Origin of the sequence: Pseudomonas resinovorans NBRC 106553, from assembly GCF_000412695.1 — a bacterium.
Taxonomy (GTDB): Bacteria; Pseudomonadota; Gammaproteobacteria; order Pseudomonadales; family Pseudomonadaceae; genus Metapseudomonas; species Metapseudomonas resinovorans_A.
In genome coordinates, this window is sequence record NC_021499.1 from 2616904 (window position 1) to 2637518 (window position 20615).

The window sequence follows — 20615 nt, forward strand, 5'->3', positions numbered from 1 at the left end:
CCAGCGACGCCGGCCCGGGGATGGCGAGAAAGGGGGCGAATTTTACGGAAAGGAGGGCGAATCGGCCAGTCGCTGGCGAGGCCTTCGCTTCCGTCTCCCGTCACAGGGCGTTCGCTCCCGGTGCCAAGCGGGTCTTCCCCGGACCTCGGCGCGGCCGCAGCGCGATGCGGCCGCGCCGACGGTACTCAGTTGTCGCCCTGAACCGCGTCGATGATCACCTTGGCCACCTCGGCCGGGCGCGACTGCTGCGGCACGTGGCTGGCGTCCAGCTCGCGGGTGTGGGCGCCGATCTTCTTGGCGAAGGCGCGCTGCAGGTCGGGCTGGATCATGCGGTCCTGGCTGCTCACGATGTACCAGGACGGCTTGGCCTGCCAGGCGGCGGCGCTGGTCTTGTCGTCGAAGGCCGCGGCGCGGATCGGACCCTGGGTCGCGGTCATCACGGCAGTCTGCTGGCGGGACAGGTCCTGGGCGAAGTCGGTGGCCATGCCCTGGGGCGTCATGTAGAGGAAGCCGTTCTTGTCGGCGGCGATCTGGCTCACGCCGGGCGGGGTGGGGAAGCCAGCCTGGCTAGTCTTGGTGTTCTGCCCGGCGTCGGGAGCGAAGGCGGCGACATAGACCAGGCTGCGGACCTTCTTGTCAGTGCCGGCCTGGCTGATTACCGTGCCGCCCCAGGAGTGCCCCACCAGCACTACCTCGCCATCCTGGTTGTTCAGCACGCGCTGGGTGGCGGCCACGTCGTCGGCCAGGGAGGTGAGCGGGTTCTGCACCACGGTCACCTTGATGCCCTTGTCCTGCAGCAGCGGCACCACCTTGGCCCAGTCGGAGCCGTCGGCGAAGGCGCCGTGGACTATCACCACGGAAGGTTGCGGGTTCGCCGCCTGGCTGCCGAGGGTGAAGAGCGAGGTGGTCGCGGCGAGGGCCAGGGCGAGGGCCTTGGGTTTGGTCATGGTTGGATCTCCTGTTTTGGGAGAGCCCAGTGTCGGGATTGTCCGACTGTGCCGGTATCGGTCGTTTATCCGAGGCCGGCCGGCGAGAATGCATGGGAGTCCCTGGAGAGCAACATGAGCGAATCCGATCGCGTCGCGGTGCAAGACGCCATCCTGGCCCTGTCCATGGTGGGCGACCTGAGCATGGGCCAGCCGTTCGACCAGTCCCGCCGCACCGCGCGCCTGGCGCGGCTGCTGGCGCAGGCCTGTGGCGGCGAGGCGGAGGTGGCGGGGCAGGTGGCGCTGTTGCGCTGGTCGGGCTGCACGGCCAACGCCGAAGGCTTCATGCGTTTGCTGGGGGACGATGTCGGCGGCCGCAACGCCATGCTCAGCCAGACCCTGGGCGCGGCCGGCCTGCGCGCCATGCGTCGCTCCACGCCGTTGGCCCAGGTGCATTGCGAGGTGTCCGGGGATATCGCTCGCACCCTCGGCCTGGCGGCGGAGGTGGAGATGGGGCTGCGCCATATCTTCGAGCAGTTCGACGGCCAGGGCAGGCCCCTTGGCCTGGGCCATCCCGAGGTGCCGGAGGTGGTCTACCAGGTGGTGCTGGCCGGCGACCTGGAGATCCTCTCGCGGGTCCATGGGCTGGAGGCGGCCCTGGAATGGATCGCCAGCCAGGGCGACCGCCGCTATCCGGCCAGTTGGACGGCACTCTTGGCGCGCAACGCCGGTGACTGGCTGGAAAGCCTGCGGCAGCCCGAGGACCGCGCGCCGGCGGTAGGTGCCGCGGATGCGCAGGTTGCACTGACGCTGGTGGGCGACGTGATCGATCTCAAGTTGCCCTGGCTCGCCGGCTACTCGCGCCAGGCGGCCGAGCTGGTGCGCCAGGCCGCCAGGCTCTGTGGCCTGCCGCTGCACAGTGTCGAGCAGCTGGGACGGGCGGCGCTCATCCATGGCATCGGCCGCGCGGCGGTGCCCAACCGCATCTGGAGCACGCCGGGGCCGCTGCTCGCCGGAGACCAGGAGCAGGTGCGGCTGGTGCCCTACTGGACCCTGCGCGCGTCCGGGCAGATCGACGCCCTCAAGGCGCCAGGCCAATTGGCTGCCCATGCCTACGAACGTCTGGACGGCAGCGGCTATTTCCGCGCGTTCGAAGCTGACGCGCTGCAGGCCGAACACCGCTTGCTGGCGGCGGCGCTGGCCTGGCAGGCGCTACGCGCCGAGCGGCCCTGGCGCCCGGCCTTCAGCGCGGACGAGGCCGCGCGCCTGCTGGAGGCCGAGGCGGGGCAGGGGCGCTTCTGCCCCCGCGCCTGCCAGGCGGTGATCGCTGCCGCTCGCGGCGAAGGTTCCGCAGCGCTCGGCAAGGTGGCGAGTGGCCCGTTGTCCGAGCGCGAGACGGAAATCCTCCGGCGCATCAGCACAGGGGCCAGCAACAAGGAAGTGGCGCGAGACCTCGGCATCAGCCCGAGCACGGTGCGCACCCATGTGGAAAGCGTGTTCCGCAAGCTCGGGTGCTCCACCCGTGCCGCCGCCACGCTCAAGGCGCTGACCCAGGGACTGATCTGACCCTGCTGCCACTCAATCCGCGCCGCCGGCCCGCGCCGTACCCTCGCGGCGTGCATCGATCCAGCGCACTACCTGCTCGCCGAACTCCGCCGGCGCCTTGCGGCCCACCCGGCGTACCAGGTCGAGGATGGTCTGCTGGGCCAGGGCTTCTTCCATGCGCTTTTGCGCCGTCAGCATCACCGCGTGAATCGCGCAGGTGCCGCTGATGGCCCAGTCCGGCGGCGAGCCGTCGAACACCGCACAGCGTCCGCGAATATCCCGGCACTCGAAGATCGGCTTGTCGCCGTCGATGGCCCGGACTATGTCCAGCACGCTGATCTCCTCGGCCGGCCTGGCCAGCCTGAACCCGCCACGCACGCCTTCGGTGGCGACCACCAGCTGGGCCTTCGCCAGCTTGGTGAAGACCTTGGCCAGCAGTTCCTGGGGTACGCCTTGCAGTTCCGCGAGGGTGCGCACGCTGGATTCGCGGCCATCGCCCCGTTCATCCACCAGGTAGAGCAGGCAATGGATGCCGTATTCCACTCCCGAGCTATAGAGAGACATGGATAACTCCGACTGTATGTGTCGCATTAGTTTGGGTTGTGCGGTGCATGCTCGCAAGGTCTAGCGCCCGCCAGGCGATGGGCGGAGGCCCCATTGCTGGCCATTCCCAGATGGCTTCCCTTCCATATAGCAACAAAAAGTGATCGGGCTACGGAGGTACCCTGGTGATGGACGGTCGGAGTTTGCTCGAGAAAAAGCTTGCTCGATGTAACTGAGATCAATATAGTCGCAGTTACGAGATGGGGAGGCCCTCACCATCGCCGGAGCCAAGCGTCGATGCCCGTGCGAGCTCGTTCAAACACAACAACCTTTCCTCGCTGGAGATACACATGAAACAACGCATTCTGATCGTCGGTGCCGGCTTTGGTGGTATGTGGAGCGCGCTCAGCGCCGCTCGCCTGCTGGACCTGCACGGCCATACCGACACCGAGGTAGCGGTGCTCGCTCCCCAGGCCGAACTGCGCATCCGTCCGCGCTTCTACGAGCCGAACGTGCACAACATGGCCGCGCCGCTCGACGCCCTGTTCGACGCCGTGGGCGTGACCTTCATCAAGGGCCTGGCCGAGCGCATCGACGTCGCCGGCAAGCAGGTCGACTACCGCGACGAGCACGGCAACAGCGCCACCCTGAACTACGACCGCCTGGTCCTGGCCAGTGGCAGCAAGGTGGCCCGCCCGCGCCTGGAAGGCATCGAACACGCCTTCGACGTCGACGCCATCGAAGAAGCCGTACGCCTGGAGCAGCACATCAAGTCCCTCGACAAGCTGCCCGAATCCAGCGCCCGTAACACCGTGGTAGTGGCCGGCGGCGGTTTCACCGGAATCGAGACCGCCACCGAGATGCCCGCACGCCTGCGGGAGGTCCTGGGCGAAAACGCGGATGTACAGGTGATCGTGGTGGATCGCGGCAGCGAAATCGGCGCCGCGCTGGGCGAGGGCCCCCGTGAACTGATCGCCGAAGCCTCCAGCGAACTCGGCGTCCAGTGGCGACTCAACAGCACGGTGGCATCGGTAGACGCGGAAGGCGTCACCCTGGCCGATGGCCAGCGCATCGACGCCCGTACCGTCATCTGGACCGCCGGTGTGCGCGCCAGCTCGCTGACCGAGCAGGTGCCGGCCGAGCGTGATGCCCAGGGCCGCCTGCACGTCGACCGCAACCTCCAGGTGATTGGCCAGGACGATGTGTTCGCCACCGGTGACGTCGCCTACGCCGCGGTGGACGAAGACGGCAACTACGCCCTGATGACCTGCCAGCACGCCATCGCCCTGGGGCGTTCGGCCGGCAACAACGTGGCGGCCAGCCTGCTCGGCGTCGAGCCGATCGCCTACAGCCAGCCCAAGTACGTGACCTGCCTGGACCTGGGCGCCTGGGGCGCCTTGTTCACCGAGGGCTGGGACCGCCAGGTCAAGTTCCTCCGCGACGAAGGCAAGCAGATCAAGACCCAGATCAACACCCAGTGGATCTACCCGCCGGCGGCCAACCGCGCCGAAGCCCTGGCAGCCGCCGACCCGCTGATCCCGGTCGTGGCCTGACCCACCCCGGGCCTGCGCTCCAGGCCCCACCCCAACCCCGAAGTGTCTCGCACCCTTCGGGGTTTTTTCATGGGCGCTCGCCAGCCCCATTTCCATCGTCCCGGCGCCGTCGATTGCGCCTTTCACGGCGTTGGAAGGGCACGACGTCCATGCGGCCACCAAGGCGGTGGTCAGGTCCTTCGCACGCCGCCCGGCTCGACTCCGGCGCGGCGGGCCAAGGCCTGGGCGCCTGTATCGGTTAGCCCGATGCCGACCTTCGATTAATCGATTTGAGCCGTTGTCGGGCAGGGCTGACCATGCGCCCACCTTCCGACAACAACAACAAAGGAGCCATCATGACTGCCCGTTTCCATAATCCGGTCGATACGCGTTTCGGCTGTGGCAGCCTCCGTGAGCTTGCGTCCCTCACCGCCAACCAGGACGTCGCCCTGGTGATCTTTCCCGAAGCCCGCGCCCTGGGATTGCTGAACCGCCTGCAGCTCCTGCTCGGTGAGCGCCTGGTGCATGTGGTGGAGGATGTCCAGCCCAACCCGGATGTCGCCCAGCTGCGCGACACCTACGAGCGCTTCTGGCGCGAGGCGGCGGATTGCCAGACCGTGATCGCGGTGGGTGGCGGCAGCGCCATCGACACCGCCAAGGCGCTGATCGTCGGCACCGAGTCCGGTAGCTTCGACGACCTGCTGGAACTGCTCTCCAGCGGCCGACCCTTCGTGCCGGCCCGCGCCAAGACGCTGATCGCCGCACCCACCACCGCCGGTACCGGCAGTGAAGTGACCCCCTGGGCGACCATCTGGGATACCGCCGGCCAGAAGAAGTACTCCCTGCACCTGGACTGCACCTGGCCGAAGGTGGCCATCGTCGATCCGGAACTGATGATGACGGTGCCAGCCGGCGTCACCGTTTCCACCGGGCTGGATGCGCTGTCCCACGCCCTGGAATCGATCTGGAACGTCAACGCCAACCCGATCTCCGACACCTTCGCGATTTCCGCCATCGAAGACATCCTCGATTGCCTGCCGAAGTTGCGCCGCGACCTCGGCAATCGGGAATTGCGCTCGCGCATGGCCCAGGCCGCACTCAAGGCCGGCATGGCCTTCTCCAACACCAAGACCGCGCTGGCGCACTCGATTTCCTACGAAATGACCCTGCGCTACGGGCTGCCCCATGGCATTGCCTGCTCCTTCACCCTGCCGCTGGTGCTTGGCCTGGCCTGGGGCCGCGACGAGGCGCGCGATCGCACCCTGCAACGGGTGTTCGGGCCGGACCTGCACAAGGCCCAGGCGCGCCTGCGGGAATTTCTCCATAGCCTCGACGTGAAGACCGAGTTCGGCGACTACGGCGTGACAGCCAAGGAAGCCGAGGCGATCATCGAGTTCGCCATGCAGGGCGCACGAGGCAGGAACTTCATCGGCTCGCGAGCCGCTTAAAGAGCTGCCGCCCCGTACCCGGCCGCGGCTGCCGCCGCGGACCTTTCCTGTTGCACCATAAAAGAGTGCACCCACTGGCCTTGGCCGGTGGGAACGTACAAGAAGGAAAAACTCATGAATCGTGCAGAGACCCTGTCCGGCCTGGCCGTACCCCATGCTCCCTCGTTCCGCGTCGCCCAGTGGCGGATGCTGCTGGCGGCGATGTTCTGCTACCTGTTCTTCTACACCGGCCGGCAGACCTTCGGTTTCGCCATCCCCGGCATGCAGGCCGAATTCGGCCTCAGCAAGGAAACCCTTGGCTGGGTATCCACCGCCATGCTCTGGACCTACGCCATCGGCCAGGCCATCAACGGCAACCTCGCCGACAAGTTCGGCGGCCGTCGCATCATGAGCCTGGGCGCCGTGCTGTCCTGCGGCGCCAACTGGCTCACCAGCTTCGCCGGCGGCTTCATGAGCCTGATCCTGCCCTGGGGCATCAACGGCTACTTCCAGGCCCTTGGCTGGGCGCCAGGTAGCCGCCTGCTGTCGAACTGGTGGGGCGTGTCGGAGCGCGGCAAGGTCTACGGCTTCTATGTGTTCGCCGCAGGCTGTGCCTCGATTCTCTCCTACGTCACCTCCATCGTCGTGCTCGAAGTGCTGCAACTGGAGTGGCGCTGGATCTTCCGTCTGCCAGTGCTGCTGATGCTGGCTGGCGGCATCCTGTTCTTCCTGATCGCCCGCGAGCGGCCCCAGGACCTGGGGTTCGAACCGCTGGCCGATACCGGGGTGGCGAACGCCAACGACAAGGGGCAGGAAGCGGCGCAGGGCGAGGTGGAAACCTCCGGGCAGCGCTACAAGGCGGTACTGAAAAATACCAAGCTGATCATCGCGGCCATCTCCCTGGGCTTCCAGAATGCCGCCCGCTACGGCCTGATCGTCTGGGTGCCGGTGCACTTCCTCGGCGCCGACTGGAAGAGTGGCGGCGACGGCTGGCTCGATCCCAAGTGGATCACCGTGGCGCTGCCGGTGGGCATGGCGGTGGGTGCGCTGAGCAACGGCTGGGTCTCGGACAAGCTGTTCGGCTCCAAGCGCTATCTGGCGATCATGCTCTACATGGTCCTCGGCGCTGCCACCAGCCTGTGGATGTGGAGCCTGCCGGCCCATAGCACCATCGGCCTGGTGGCGCTGTTCCTCTGCGGGTTCTTCGTCTACGGCCCGGCGTCGAGCTTCTGGGCGCTGTGCCCGGACCTGGTCGGCGCGAAGCGGGCCGGCACGGCAACCGGTGTGATGAACTTCTCGTCCTACCTGTTCGCGGGCCTCGCCGAGCCGCTGATCGGGCGTCTGTTGGACATCAGCGGCAATACCTCGCTTATCTTCGTCGTGGTTACCGGTGCCTGCCTCAGCAGCGCCCTGGTCGCGCTGTTCGTGCGACGCTGACCTTCACATCCACCCATTGGCCAACGACCGGGACTCCTCATGTACCAGTACCACAAGTGGCTCCGCTCCTTTCATGCCGTAGCCAGAACGGGCAGCTTCACACTTGCGGCGGAGTACCTGTGCGTTGGCCAGCCCACGGTGAGCGAGCAGGTCGGCTCGCTGGAGAAGCAGTTCTCCGTGGAACTCTTTCACCGCCGTGGGCGCTTCATCGAACTGAGCGCCGCGGGCCACGAGCTCTACGCGATCACCCAGGGGCTGTTCGGCCAGGAGGACGAGGCGGTGCAACTGCTGCAGAGCTTCAAGCAGCGCAAGGCCGGCATGCTGCGCCTCGGCGCGGTATCGCCGCCGGTCGCGATGAACCTGACCTACCAGCTGATGCAGCGTTATCCGCACATCGAGCTGGAAACCTCCTTCAACACCGAAAGCGACACGCTGGAGCGGCTGTACAACTTCGATATCGATGTCGCCATCCTGGCCCTGTCGGAGTTCGACCACCGCCTCAGCACCCAGCTCTACCGCAGTTATCCGATCATCGCGGTGGTCCGCGACGACCATCCCTGGACCCGCCAGAGCGAAGTCCATGCGCGGGAGATCGGCCAGGAGAAACTGGTCCTTCGCGAGAGCAGTTCGAGAACCCGGCAACTGGTCGAGGAGGGCTGCCGGCAGCTGGACGTCGAACTCAACTGCGTGATGCAACTCAACAGTCGCGAAGCGATCGTGCACGCCATCGCCCAGGGGATAGGCATCGGTTTCGTCTCCGCCGTTGAGTACGCCGAGCTGCCCGGCACCCGGCCGATCACCTTCGTCGACCATCCCTTCCACATCGATTACTACCTCTGCTGCCTGGCGATCCGCCGCAATCGGCCAATCATCGGCGAACTGTTCGACTCCTGCGCGCAGCCGCCCGCACCACCACCCTGATTCAACCTGACCCTCAGCCATCCAGCCGGACTCCTCATATCGCGAGGAGCGGCCCCTCTCATCCCTGAACTGGAGATCCACCATGAATTACCAGCAACCCACCCACCTGAAAGCCGTGATCCTCGACTGGGCCGGTACCGTCGTCGACTTCGGTTCCTTCGCGCCGACCCAGATCTTCGTCGAGGCCTTCGCCGAGTTCGGCGTCGCCGTGTCCCTGGAAGAAGCCCGTGGCCCCATGGGCATGGGCAAGTGGGATCACATCCGCACCCTCTGCGACATCCCGGCCATCGGCGAACGCTACCGCGCCGCCTTCGGCCGCCTGCCGAGCGACGACGACGTCACCGCCATCTACGAACGCTTCATGCCGCTGCAGATCGAGAAGATCGGCCTGCACTCGGCGCTGATCCCCGGCGCACTGGAGGCCATCGCCACACTGCGGGAAGACGGCCTGAAGATCGGCACCTGTTCCGGCTACCCGGCGGTAGTGATGGCCAAGGTGGTGGAAATGGCCCGGGAGAACGGCTACGTGCCGGACCACGTTGTCGCCACCGACGAAGTGCCCAACGGCCGCCCATACCCGGCGCAGTCCCTGGCCAACGTGATTGCCCTGGGCATCGACGACGTGGCCGCCTGCGTGAAGGTGGACGACACCTGGCCGGGCATCCTCGAAGGCCGCAGCGCCGGCATGTGGACCGTGGCCCTGACCTGCTCGGGCAACGCCCTTGGCCTGACGTACGAGCAGTTCAAGGCCCTGCCGGCGGACAAGCTCGACGCCGAGCGCGCGCGCATCGGCCAGATGTTCGAACCCTCCCGCCCGCACTACCTGATCGACACCATCGCCGAGCTGCCGGCGGTGATCGAGGACATCAACAAGCGCCTGGCCCGTGGCGAGATGCCCCAGGCCAGCTGATTCACAGCGGTATCCCTGGCCGGCATTGGCCGGCCAGGGCTTCGCTTGCCCCGTGATCGGGGACCAACCCAGAAAAGGGATCAGGACATAATGACAACAAGACCTCATCGCTCCCTGAACACCGTTATTTGCCTCTGCCTGGCCGGTGGCGCCAGCAGTGCGTCGGCTGGACTCATCGAAGACGCCAAGGCCAGCCTGGAACTGCGCAACTTCTACTACAGCCGCGATTTTCGTGATGGAACACCCAGCCAGTCGAAGCGCGAGGAGTGGGCCCAGGGCTTCATCCTCAATCTTCAGTCCGGCTACAGCGAAGGCCCGGTCGGTTTCGGCATGGACGCCATCGGCATGCTGGGCATCAAACTCGACTCCAGCCCGGACCGGAGCGGCACGGGCCTGTTGCCGCGAGGCGCGGACAAGCGCGCGGCGGATGACTATTCCAAGCTGGCGGTCACGGCCAAGGCGCGGATTGCGGCAAGCGAGCTGCGCATCGGCGGCTTGAATCCCGTGCTGCCACTGATGGCGTCGAACAACAGCCGCTTGCTGCCCCAGGTTTTCAACGGTGTGCAGCTGGTATCCCGCGATCTGGACCCGCTGACCCTCACCCTGGGACGCGTCGACTCGGTCAAGCTGCGTGACTCGACCAACTCCGAGGACCTTTCGGTCACCACCCAGTTCGGTGGATATGCCGCTTCGGCCACGGGCGATCACCAGATCTATGGTGGGGTGGACTACCAGGCGCTGCCAGGCCTGGTGCTGTCCTTCCATGCCAGCGAACTCGACGACATCTTCCGCCGCGACTACTACGGATTGAAATTCAACGCACCCGTCGGGGCCGGCAAGGCCTTCGCCGAGATGCGCTACTTCGACGCCCGGGGCTCGGGCCGCGAACTGGCCGGCGACGTCGACAACCGCACCTTCAGCAGCAACTTCGGCTACAGCCTCCACGGCCATGCACTGAGCGCCGGTTACCAGAAAGGCAGCGGCGACACCGCTTTCGCCTACCTCACGGGTACCGATACCTACCTGTTCGGCGAGATGCTGGTGAGCACCTTCTCCCTGGCCAACGAGCGCGCCGTCTATGCCGGTTATGGCTACGACTTCGCCGCCCTGGGCATTCCCGGCCTGACGCTCAACCTGCGCTATGTGAACGGTGACGATGTCGACCCCACCAACATCGCCACCAGCAAGTCCGCGCAATTGCGGGCCAGGGATGAGAAGGGGCATGAGTGGGAGCGCAGTTCGGACATCATCTACGTGGTGCAGTCCGGTCCGTTGAAGAACCTGTCGCTACGCTGGCGGAACGCCACGAACCGTTCCAACTATGCCGACAGTGCCGATGAGAACCGCGTCATCCTCAGCTACGTGATCAGCTTGTGAGGCGCTACCAACGCCCCGCCTGAGCACGGCCCGTTGCTCCTTTGGGTCGTCCGCCAGCCTGAAACGAAGAACGGTCGGGTTGCTCTTCGTTGGCGAGACGACCTCTTTTATTCGACCCGTGGCTCACGGGGAATCATCCATCCGTGGGCTGTAGATCCGGATGAAATCCGGGACTGCCGTGTAGGGTGGGGCACGCTTCATCGACCCACCATCGCCGCTGAACCGAGCTCCGCTGGTGGATGAAAAAAGCGTCATCCACCCTACGCACTGCATCCGGGCCAGGGATGGGTGGCCAGGGGGGGAGGGCGGACTACAGGTTCAACCGGTACCTGGCCAGCTCGTCCCGGGTCAGCACGCGCATGCGCGTCGGCTCGATGCTGTTCATGTCGTCCAGCAGGCTGAGGGGGACGTTCATGTCCTTGAGGTAGGCCGCCGGGCTGTAGCGGCTGCCGCTGGTGGCCGCGAGGGCGGAGTCGCCCTGGGGGAAGTAGGGGCGGTGCAGGCCGACATAGCCACGTACCGTGCGCTTGAGCCCGGCAGCCAGGAGGTAGACGCAGCTGCCCTGGCACACGCCGTCGGTGGGCACCATCACGTCGAAGCCGGTTTCCCGCAGCAGGCGGCCCATGCGGATGGCTTCACTGGCGCTGCCGCCAATGTTGTCCAGCATCACCAGCTTGCGCGCGAACTTGCCGGGGTTGGCGCGCAGGCCCTTCATCAGTGCCTCGTAGTCGCCGGGTGCGATGTCTTCGGAGATCTGCACGGCCAGGATCAGGCCGGCCTTGTCGTGCTGGACGGGTTGCACTTCCACCTTGGCGAGGGCGGCCGTCGAGCTGGCGGCGGCCAGGCAGAGGAGGGCGGCCTGGAATAGGGTACGACTCATGGAGCGGGCATTTCCTGGTGGCAATTGGCGACTGCTGCAGAAGATACCTGCAAAGGTGACGGGGCTCCAGATGGCCGGACGAGGCGATTCGTCGGCCGGGTGTCGGCGGTGGATGAGGGGAAATTGCGGGAATACTTGAGAGCTATTATCATTCGCGGCTTTCCGTCCCAGGCCCCTCCCATTCCAGATGCCGCAGCGCACTCCCGGCTTCTTCGAGCACTATGAAGAACTCATCGGCACCTGGACGCGCCGCCTGAGAAATCGTCATCGCGCCGAGGATTTCGCCCACGACGCCTACGTCAAGGTACTGGAAACCGACCAGGGCAAGGTCCAGCAGCCCCGCGCCTACCTGCACCAGACCACCCGCAACATCGCGATCGACCACTATCGCCGCGAGGAGCGCCGCGTGCAGCTGGAGCTGGGGATCGCCGAGCAGGGCGAGGAGGCGAAAGACGACCCCGAGTCCTACATGCACGCCGTCCAGCTAGCCGATTCCATCGAGAAGGCCCTGGCGGAACTGCCCCTGAACTGCCGCCAGGTGTTCGTCTGGCAGAAACTCGAAGGCCTGAGCCAGGCCGAGATAGCCGAGCGCCTGGGGCTGTCCAGGAACATGGTCGAGCGGTATATGATGCGCACCCTCCGCCATCTGCGTGAGCGCCTGGACCTGAGCGCCTCATGAGCCGGACACACAGCACAGGGCAGCAGGACCCGAGACATGGACAAGCACCGCAGCCTGACACCCGCCACCCGGATGGCGACTCGATGAGCGTTGAGCGCACGGCAGCCGACGAGGCCGCCTACTGGTTCAGCCGCAATCGTGAACCGGACCAGGGCGCCGAGGAACGCGACCGTTTCGACGCCTGGCTGGCGGCGGACGCGGCCCATCGCGCGGAGTACGAGCTGCTGGAACGCCTGTGGAATGCCGCCGACCTGATTCCCGAGCAACGCCTGCGCGCACTCTGCAGTGCCGAGGTCACGCCCTTGCCGACCCGACGCCGCTTCCTCCAGGGCGCCCTGGCGGCGGCCGCCAGTGTGGTGCTGGCCGGTGGCGCCAGCTACCTGTTCGACCCGTTCTCCCTGCGCGGCGAACACTACGCGACCCAGCTGGGCGAGCGGCGCCAGGTGGCCCTGGCCGACGGCTCGACCCTGGAACTCAATGGCCGCACCCGCGTCAGCGTGGAATTCAGCGCCGAGCGCCGCCTGGTGCGGCTGGAAGCCGGCGAGGCGATGTTCAGCGTGACCCCGGACAAGGCGCGGCCCTTCGTGGTCGAGGCCGGAGCGGGCCGCGTGACGGTCACCGGCACCCGCTTCAACGTACGCCGCGATACCCGCGACACGCGGGTGGCGGTGGAATCGGGCCGGGTGCTGGTCGCGAGCGGGCAGGGCGAGGCCAGCCGGCCGCTGCTGGCCGGCGACGGCGTTCGCGTGGCGGCTGACGGCGCGCTGGGCCCGGTGCAGCGCATCGACATCGCCAGCATCACCGCCTGGCGCCAGGGCAAGCTGGTTTTCAACGACGTGCCCCTGGCCGAGGTGGTGGAAGAGGTGTCCCGCTACCGCGAACACCCCCTGCGCGTAGCGCCGGAAGTGGCCAACCTGCGCTTCTCCAGCGTGTTCCGCGCCGACGATACCAACGCCTTGCTGGCGGCCCTGCCACGCATCCTGCCGGTCAAGGTCAGGACCCTTCCTGATGGCTCAAGCGAAATAATTTCGTTTTAGATTCAGGTTTTTTTCAGCTCGTACGTCTTCTCGTCCGACTCTTCGCGCCCGCCGCCTGGCCGGGCATTTCATTTCAGGACCGGACGAACGTGAACAACGATCAACAGCAACAACCGCAATCGCCTGCATCCACCCGCAAGACCGCCCGCGCACAGCGCTTGCTGCCCCTGAGCCTGGCCATCGCCCTGGCCCTGGGCAGCGTCGGCGCCGTGGCGTCCGAGCGCATGGACATCCATATCCCGGCGCAGTCCCTGGCCGGCGCCCTGGGTCAGCTGGGCCAGCAGACTTCGCTGCAGCTGTTCTTCAGCCCCGACCTGGTGGCGGGCAAGCAAGCCCCGGCGGTGGACGGCAGCCTGCTGCCGGAAGAGGTCCTGGCGACCCTGCTGCACGGCAGCGGCCTGACCTTCGACCTGGCCGACGGCACCGCCATCCTGCGTCGGGTATCCGCTGACGAAGGCGCTTCGGCCATGGAGCTGCCGGCGTCCAGCATCAACGTGGTGGGTGACTGGCTGGGCACCGCCGAAGAAAGCGTGGTGCAGAACCACCCCGGCGCGCGCACCGTGGTACGCCGCGAGGCCATGATCGAGAAGGGCGCAATGAACGTGCGCGACGCGCTGCGTTCGGTGCCCGGCGTCCAGGTACAGGACTCCAACGGCACCGGCGGCAGCGACATCGCCCTGAACTTCGGCGTGCGTGGCCTTACCTCGCGCCTGTCGCCGCGCTCCACCGTGCTGATCGACGGCGTGCCGGCGGCATTCGCGCCCTATGGCCAGCCGCAGCTGTCCATGGCGCCCATCTCCGTCGGCAACCTCGACAGCATCGACGTGGTGCGTGGCGCCGGTTCCGTGCGCTATGGCCCGCAGAACGTCGGCGGGGTCATCAACTTCGTCACCCGCGCGATTCCGGAAACCTACTCGGGCGATGTGTCCAGCACCATCGAAGACACCGGCCATGGCGGTCCGAAGTTCCTCAACAGCGCCTTCATCGGCGGCACCGCCGACAACGGCATGGGTGCCGCGCTGCTCTATTCGAGCGTGAATGGCGACGGTTTCCGCGACAGCAACAACCGCAACGATATCGACGACGTCATGCTCAAGACCCACTGGGCGCCCACCGAGCAGGACGACCTGGCGCTGAACTTCCATTACTACGACGCCACCGCCGACATGCCCGGCGGCCTGACCCAGGCCCAGTACGACGACGATCCCTTCCAGTCGGACCGCGACCACGACGACTTCAGCGGCCGCCGCAAGGATGTCTCGCTGAAATACCTGCGCCTGATCGACGACGTCACCCAGTTCGAAGTGCTGACCTACTACACCGACAGTTTTCGTGGCAGCAACATCGCCACCCGCGACCAGCGCTTCCTCAGTTCCTTCCCGCGCAACTACTACACCTACGGTATCGAGCCGCGGCTTTCGCGCATCTTCTTCGCCGGTGACAGCACCCACGAAGTCGGGGTCGGCTACCGCTACCTGAAGGAATCCATGCGCGAGCAGACCAGCCGCGTGACCCTGGTGGACAACGTCCCGACGCCCACCCCCGGCCCGTCGGCCGATGGCCACGTGTACCAGGACCGCACCGGCAACACCGAGGCCAACTCCTTCTACATCGACGACAAGATCGACGTCGGCAACTGGACCATCACCCCCGGCGTGCGCTTCGAGAGCATCAACACCGACTGGCGCGATCGCCCGGTGCTCGGCACCAACGGCCAGCCCACGCAGGAGAAGAACCGCAGCAAGGACTACAACGAGCCGCTGCCGGCCATCAGCGTGATGTACCACGTCTCCGACGCCTGGAAGCTGTTCGCCAACTACGAGACATCCTTCGGCAGCCTGCAGTACTTCCAGATCGGCCAGGGTGGTACCGGCGACAACTCGGCCAACGGCCTGGAACCGGAAAAGGCCAAGACCTACGAGATCGGCACCCGCTACAACGATGGCAAGTGGGGCGGCGAAGCCACGCTGTTCTACATCGACTTCGACCATGAGCTGCAGTACATCAGCAACTCCGTGGGCTGGACCAACCTGGGCGCCACCAAGCACCAGGGCCTGGAGCTTTCCGGCCGCTACGACCTGGACGAGGTGCTCGCCGGCCTGAGCCTGACCGGCACCTACACCTTCACCCGCGCCACCTACGAGGGCGACATCCCGGGGTTCCGCACCCGCGACCTGCCGTTCTACTCGCGCAACGTGGCCAACATCGGCCTGCGCTACCAGGTGGATCGCTGGACCTACAACTTCGACGGCTACGCCCAGTCCGGCCAGCGCGCGCCGGGCACCGGCATCGACGGCAACGGCAACTTCACCGGCGACTACATCACCGAACCGACCGCCGACGGCCAGTTCGGCGACATTCCCGGCTACGTGACCTGGAACGCCCGTGGCGCCTACGACTTCGGCGAGCAGCTGTCCAACCTGAAGCTGGGCGTGGGCATGAAGAACATCTTCGACAAGCGCTTCTTCACCCGCTCCAGCGACAACAACGCCGGCATCTACGTGGGCCAGCCGCGCACGGTGTACGTGCAGGCCAGCGTGGGGTTCTGACGAAGGGGTTTTTCCGAGCAGGCCGTAGGATGGGTTGAGCGAAGCGATACCCATCAATCCGTCCTGTATGGGCGAACCCTGTGGGGGCGAATTCATTCGCCAAGGGCAACGCAGTTGCCCCATTGCAGGTCGATGGCCGAACCTGCGGTCCGGTTGGCGAATGAATTCGCCCCCACATCAATTACCCATCCTGCGACCGCCCGGCGGACACGGGCCGGGGCTCAATCCCAATCGTCGGGTTTGCGGTCCTTGCTCGGCGCGTTGTCGCTGATGCGTTTCACGTCAGCCGCCGGCACCTGTTCCGGCGGCTGGCTGGGGCCCGGTGGCCGGGGCGGCGGGGTGGGCGTGCGGACGTTGGGGTCGCTGTTCATCGCGGCTGCTCCTGGGGATGCCTTCCTTCAAGCGCAGCACAATCTCCGCGTTGCGAGCGGCCGTCGGTCGAATCCCCGGGGGCGGCATACACTGTCTGGATCGCCTGACGTGGAGATCCGACCATGAGCGCCAATGTCGACCAGAACCAGCGCCCGCCCTACGACCAGGTGATCCAGACCATCGCCGACTATGTACTGGACTACCGGGTGGAGTCCGTGGAGGCGCTGGATACCGCGCGCAACTGTCTGCTGGACAGCCTCGGCTGCGCCTTGCTGGCCCTGCGCTTTCCCGAATGCAGCAAGCTCCTCGGCCCGCTGGTGGAGGGCACTGTCGTGCCCCAGGGCGCGCGGGTGCCTGGCACCAACTTCCGGCTCGACCCGGTCAAGGCGGCCTGGGACCTGGGCGCGATGATCCGCTGGCTGGATTTCAACGATACCTGGCTGGCGGCCGAGTGGGCGCACCCGTCGGATAACCTGGGGGGCATCCTCGCCGTCGCCGACCACCTGTCCCAGCGCAACCTGGCCCATGGCAAGGAACCGTTACCCGTGCGCCGGGTGCTGGAGGCCATGATCAAGGCCCACGAGATCCAGGGCGTGCTGGCCCTGGAGAACTCCTTCAACCGCGTGGGCCTGGACCATGTGGTGCTGGTCAAGCTGGCGTCCACCGCCGTCTGCGCCTGGCTCATGGGGGCCAACCGCGAGCAGCTGCTGTCGGCCATTTCCCATGCCCTGGTGGATGGCCAGGCCCTGCGCACCTACCGCCATGCGCCCAACGCCGGCTCGCGCAAGTCCTGGGCCGCCGGCGACGCCACCAGTCGCGGCGTGCGCCTGGCGGATATCGCCCTGCGCGACGAAATGGGCATACCCGGCGTGCTGAGCGCGCCCCAGTGGGGCTTCTACGACGTCCTCTACAGCCACACCAACAAGGACATGGCCACCAAAGCCGAGGACCGGCGCCAGTTCAGCCTGCCCCAGCCCTTTGGTTGCTACGTGATGGAGAACATCCTGTTCAAGGTCAGTTTCCCCGCCGAATTCCACGGCCAGACCGCCTGCGAAGCGGCGGTGCGCCTGCACCCCCAGGTGCGCAACCGGGTGACGGAAATCGACCGCATCGTCATCACCACCCAGGAATCGGCCATCCGCATCATTTCCAAGAGTGGCCCCCTGGCCAACGCCGCCGACCGCGACCATTGCCTGCAGTACATGACGGCGGTGGCCCTGGCCTACGGCACGCTGGAGGCGGAGCACTACGAAGACGGCTTCCACCGCAGCCACCCGGTGATCGACCGCCTGCGCGACTGCATGGAAATAGTCGAGGACCCGCGCTACAGCCGCGAATACCTGGAAGCCGATAAGCGCTCGATCGCCAACGCCCTGCAGGTGTTCTACAAGGACGGCCGGCACACCGAGAAAATGGAAGTGGAATACCCGGTCGGTCACCGGCGCCGGCGCGCCGAGGGCATTCCCTTGCTGGAGGCCAAGTTCAGGGCTGCCCTGGAAAGCCACTTCGTGCCCCAGCGCTGCGCGCGGATCTTCGCCCTCTGCCAGGACCAGGCGGGGTTGGAGGCCATGCCGGTGAACGAGTTCGTCGAGCTGTTCGTCGGTTGAAGCGCGGTGAGTGAACGGGGTGGAAATCCCTTCGGGGGGATTGCCACCCAGGCGCCCAGCAGGGGGGCTCAGTCGCGGTAGTGATCGTGATCGCGGTCGTAGTCGCGGTCGTAGCGGTCGCGATCCCGTCCGCCGCAGACCCGTTCCTTGCTGAAGACCTCACGGGATGCATCGAGGCGAACCCGGCAGGAGCCCTCGCGGTAGTCGCGCTGCCAGTTGCCCCGGCGCCAGGTCTTGCCGCGCCCGTCCGGGCAGCGGATGACCTTGCGGTAATAGCCGCGGTCGGTGATCTCCTTCACCCGGCAGGGGCCGTCGCGATACTGCTCGACCCTGCCATCGTCCCTGTCACTTCTGTGGTAGGCCTGGGCGCTCTGAAGGGTGCCGCCAAGGGCGGCGACCAGGAGAAACACACCCACTAGCGGGCCTGTTTTCATTTGTTTTCCTCTGTTCCGATACGGCTGGAGATGGCCAGCCCCGGGCGCTGCTTCGCCGTCGGCGGTCTGGCCAGTGCTCAGACCACAGCGGAGGCGGATTTGCTCCGTGGTGCAGTGCGTCCGATAGGAACTCGGGGGTGGGGGCGCTTTCTATACTGACAAGACCTGGGCTGCGAGAGCCCAGGGGCGGACGAACCGATATGAGCGCTGCGCCCGGCCCTCCCGCACGCGGGGTGGGCCAATTGCCCGGTTGGCGCCATGCACCGCCGGGCAGGTTGCTGTTCATGCTGATCGTCATCCTCGCGGTGACGCTGGGCGGTTGTGCCTCGAAGCCGCCGCCGGCGCCACCGGTCGTCGTGTCCCAGAGCACCTGGCGACAGGTGGACCGGGACATCGCCGCCGCATCCTTGGTCGCCACCGACCATGCCCGCACCTACGCCCAGGACTCCATGGAACGCTGGATGGACCTGGTCTACCAGCGCACCGACGCCGAATTCCTGCCCTGGTTCTCCAGCTTCTGGACCCGCAAGTGGCTGGGCATGAAGGTCACCTGGTACCGCCTGGACGCCAATGGCGAGCGCGAGGAAATAGTCAATCGGCTGGCCAGCTACCTGCAGGAGGAGTACGACGAACAGGTGCTGGAACCGGTGTCCCGCGAGCTGGACCCGGACGACATCATGGAGCAGGCCACCCGCCTGTATATCCAGCAGCTCGACCACAGCCTGCAGCAGATCCCGACGCGCTTCGGCGTGCCCGCCGACCAGTTCGACCAGCACCTGCAGAAGATCCCGGCCATCGAGCTGGCGCCGCCGGGGCAGCGCGCCTCGCTGTTCCAGGTGCTCAACAGCGATCCGCTGGAAGAGTTGCCGGCCTTCGCCGGGCTGATGCAGCACATCCGCAACGCCCCCAGCGGCGCCGGGGCCTGGGCGACGGATGCCGGGCTGTCGTCGATCACCCATGAGACCAGCGAGCAACTGACCTCGGAAATGGCCACCAGCGGCGCCGCCAGCGTGGTGACCAGCATGCTCGGCAAGGTCGCAGGCCCGGTGCTGTCCTTCGGCTTCACCGGGATCAGCGCCATGCTCAACGAAGAATCGCGGCCCGAGCGCGAGGCGAAGCTGCGCAAGAGCCTCAGCGAGGCCTTCGACGAGGAATGGCTGGAGCTGATGCGCAACCACGACACCGGCGTGATGGCCGGGGTGTTCCACCTGTCCGGGCAGGTGGAGCGCAGCCTCGGCCAGCCGAAAACCCAGCCCATCCCGTTCGAGCCGGCCCCCAGGGTGGTGCCGGTGCCCTGGGACTAGCCACCCCTGGCCGCGGCCCAGCGGCGGCCTGTCACGAAATGAAAAGCCCCTGTCGTGCGATGTGAAGCATCGCCAGGGGGGGATGCCTAGAGTCCAATCCATGGGTCCGTGACCCGACGACAAGAATCGAGATTGGAGAAAAGGCATGGCCAAAGCCGTTCGTTTTTATGAATCCGGGGGCCCGGAAGTACTTCGCTATGAAGAAGTCGAGGTCGGTGATCCCGGCCCCGGTGAGGTTCGTATTCGCCACGTTGCCGTGGGGCTGAACTACGCGGACACCTACTTCCGCAATGGCACCTATCCCATCCCGCTGCCCAACGGCATCGGTGTCGAAGCCTCCGGGGTGGTGGTGGCACTGGGCGCGGGCGTAAACAACGTGGCCCTGGGCGACCGCGTGACCTACACCGGCTTCCTCAACACCCTCGGCGCCTACAGCACCGAGCGCCTGGTGCCGGCAGCGCCGCTGATCAAGCTGCCCGAGACCATCGCCTTCGAAACCGCGGCGGCCATGACCATGCGCGGCCTGACCTCCGCCTACCTGATGCGCCGCATCCACGACTTCAAGGAAGGCGACAGCATTCTCCTGCACGCCGCCGCTGGCGGCGTGGGGCTTATCGTCTCGCAGTGGGCCAAGCTGCTGGGCCTGAACGTGATCGGCACCGTGTCCAGCGAAGCCAAGGCGGAAGTCGCCAGGGCCCATGGCTGCGACCACGTCATCAACTACAGCGACGAAGACATTGCCCAGCGCGTACGCGAGCTGACCGGCGGGCGCGGCGTCGACGTGGTGTTCGACAGCGTTGGCAAGAGCACCTTCATGGCGTCGCTGGACTCGCTCAAGCGTCGCGGCCTGATGGTGTGCGTGGGTACCGCGTCCGGCCCGATCCCGGCCTTCGATCCCGTGCTGCTGGCCATGAAAGGCTCGCTGTACATCACTCGTCCGGCCCTGGCCGACTACATCGCCGACCCGGCGGAGAAGGCCGAGCTGGTGGGCGAGCTGTTCGACCACGTCGGCAGCGGCCGCATCAACATCGACATCAACCAGCACTACGCGCTGGAAGACGCGATCCAGGCCCATCGGGACCTGGAGTCGCGCAAGACCACCGGCTCGTCAATCTTCGTCATCTGAGGGCGCTGA

18 protein-coding genes are annotated in these 20615 nt (G+C 66.5%); 13 read left to right on the forward strand and 5 right to left on the reverse strand.

Annotated elements, in window-relative coordinates; translation table 11 throughout:
• Positions 1-185 precede the first annotated feature (185 nt).
• Entirely contained in the window at positions 186-947 is a 762-nt protein-coding gene (locus PCA10_RS11790) for an alpha/beta hydrolase (protein ID WP_016492308.1), read from the reverse strand.
• 114 nt (positions 948-1061) lie between these two features.
• On the opposite strand from PCA10_RS11790, the gene PCA10_RS11795 reads away from it, so the two are divergent.
• On the forward strand, positions 1062-2492 hold the full coding sequence (locus PCA10_RS11795; protein WP_016492309.1) for an HD domain-containing phosphohydrolase: 1431 nt from the start codon (positions 1062-1064) through the stop codon (positions 2490-2492).
• 12 nt (positions 2493-2504) lie between these two features.
• Here PCA10_RS11795 and PCA10_RS11800 read toward each other — a convergent pair whose 3' ends face one another.
• Positions 2505-3035, reverse strand: a complete 531-nt coding sequence (locus tag PCA10_RS11800; RefSeq protein ID WP_016492310.1) for an RrF2 family transcriptional regulator — start codon at positions 3033-3035, stop codon at positions 2505-2507.
• Between the two features lie 329 nt (positions 3036-3364).
• Here PCA10_RS11800 and PCA10_RS11805 point away from each other — a divergent pair, with 329 nt between their 5' ends.
• The 6 genes from PCA10_RS11805 (at position 3365) to PCA10_RS11830 (ending at position 10618) form a co-directional block, all read left to right on the forward strand.
• On the forward strand, positions 3365-4567 hold the full coding sequence (locus tag PCA10_RS11805) for an NAD(P)/FAD-dependent oxidoreductase (RefSeq protein WP_016492311.1): 1203 nt from the start codon (positions 3365-3367) through the stop codon (positions 4565-4567).
• A 335-nt stretch (positions 4568-4902) separates the two neighbouring features.
• Entirely contained in the window at positions 4903-5994 is a 1092-nt protein-coding gene (gene psrA / locus PCA10_RS11810; RefSeq protein ID WP_016492312.1) for an iron-containing alcohol dehydrogenase PsrA, read from the forward strand.
• Between the two features lie 114 nt (positions 5995-6108).
• The gene (locus tag PCA10_RS11815; RefSeq protein ID WP_016492313.1) at positions 6109-7410 is read left to right on the forward strand and encodes an MFS transporter; all 1302 of its coding nucleotides are present in this window, start codon (positions 6109-6111) and stop codon (positions 7408-7410) included.
• A gap of 39 nt (positions 7411-7449) precedes the next feature.
• On the forward strand, positions 7450-8331 hold the full coding sequence (locus PCA10_RS11820) for a LysR substrate-binding domain-containing protein (RefSeq protein ID WP_016492314.1): 882 nt from the start codon (positions 7450-7452) through the stop codon (positions 8329-8331).
• Positions 8332-8413: 82 nt separating this feature from the next.
• Positions 8414-9241 carry a phosphonoacetaldehyde hydrolase gene (phnX, locus tag PCA10_RS11825; protein WP_016492315.1) on the forward strand — a complete coding sequence of 276 codons (828 nt, stop codon included), beginning with the start codon at positions 8414-8416 and terminating at the stop codon, positions 9239-9241.
• A gap of 90 nt (positions 9242-9331) precedes the next feature.
• The gene (locus tag PCA10_RS11830) at positions 9332-10618 is read left to right on the forward strand and encodes an OprD family porin (RefSeq protein WP_016492316.1); all 1287 of its coding nucleotides are present in this window, start codon (positions 9332-9334) and stop codon (positions 10616-10618) included.
• Between the two features lie 310 nt (positions 10619-10928).
• Here PCA10_RS11830 and PCA10_RS11835 read toward each other — a convergent pair whose 3' ends face one another.
• Positions 10929-11498 (reverse strand): COG3904 family protein, encoded by a 570-nt coding sequence (locus PCA10_RS11835; protein WP_016492317.1) that lies wholly within the window; start codon positions 11496-11498, stop codon positions 10929-10931.
• 187 nt (positions 11499-11685) lie between these two features.
• Here PCA10_RS11835 and PCA10_RS11840 point away from each other — a divergent pair, with 187 nt between their 5' ends.
• The 3 genes from PCA10_RS11840 (at position 11686) to PCA10_RS11850 (ending at position 15763) form a co-directional block, all read left to right on the forward strand.
• A complete protein-coding gene (locus PCA10_RS11840) occupies positions 11686-12177 on the forward strand; it encodes a sigma-70 family RNA polymerase sigma factor (RefSeq protein ID WP_016492318.1) in 492 nt (163 codons plus the stop codon).
• 83 nt (positions 12178-12260) lie between these two features.
• On the forward strand, positions 12261-13214 hold the full coding sequence (locus tag PCA10_RS11845) for a FecR family protein (RefSeq protein WP_016492319.1): 954 nt from the start codon (positions 12261-12263) through the stop codon (positions 13212-13214).
• A 158-nt stretch (positions 13215-13372) separates the two neighbouring features.
• On the forward strand, positions 13373-15763 hold the full coding sequence (locus tag PCA10_RS11850) for a TonB-dependent siderophore receptor (RefSeq protein WP_041770667.1): 2391 nt from the start codon (positions 13373-13375) through the stop codon (positions 15761-15763).
• 221 nt (positions 15764-15984) lie between these two features.
• Here the strand turns inward: PCA10_RS11850 and PCA10_RS30725 are convergent, their stop codons facing one another.
• Entirely contained in the window at positions 15985-16134 is a 150-nt protein-coding gene (locus PCA10_RS30725) for a hypothetical protein (RefSeq protein WP_016492321.1), read from the reverse strand.
• A 123-nt stretch (positions 16135-16257) separates the two neighbouring features.
• Here PCA10_RS30725 and prpD point away from each other — a divergent pair, with 123 nt between their 5' ends.
• A complete protein-coding gene (gene prpD / locus PCA10_RS11855; RefSeq protein WP_016492322.1) occupies positions 16258-17742 on the forward strand; it encodes a 2-methylcitrate dehydratase in 1485 nt (494 codons plus the stop codon).
• Between the two features lie 68 nt (positions 17743-17810).
• On the opposite strand, the gene PCA10_RS11860 is transcribed toward prpD, so the two are convergent.
• Complete coding sequence (locus tag PCA10_RS11860; protein WP_016492323.1) at positions 17811-18176, reverse strand: hypothetical protein; 366 nt, start codon at positions 18174-18176, stop codon at positions 17811-17813.
• Positions 18177-18460: 284 nt separating this feature from the next.
• On the opposite strand from PCA10_RS11860, the gene PCA10_RS11865 reads away from it, so the two are divergent.
• On the forward strand, positions 18461-19480 hold the full coding sequence (locus PCA10_RS11865) for a hypothetical protein (protein ID WP_016492324.1): 1020 nt from the start codon (positions 18461-18463) through the stop codon (positions 19478-19480).
• A gap of 145 nt (positions 19481-19625) precedes the next feature.
• Entirely contained in the window at positions 19626-20606 is a 981-nt protein-coding gene (locus PCA10_RS11870; RefSeq protein WP_016492325.1) for a quinone oxidoreductase family protein, read from the forward strand.
• Positions 20607-20615 lie beyond the last annotated feature (9 nt).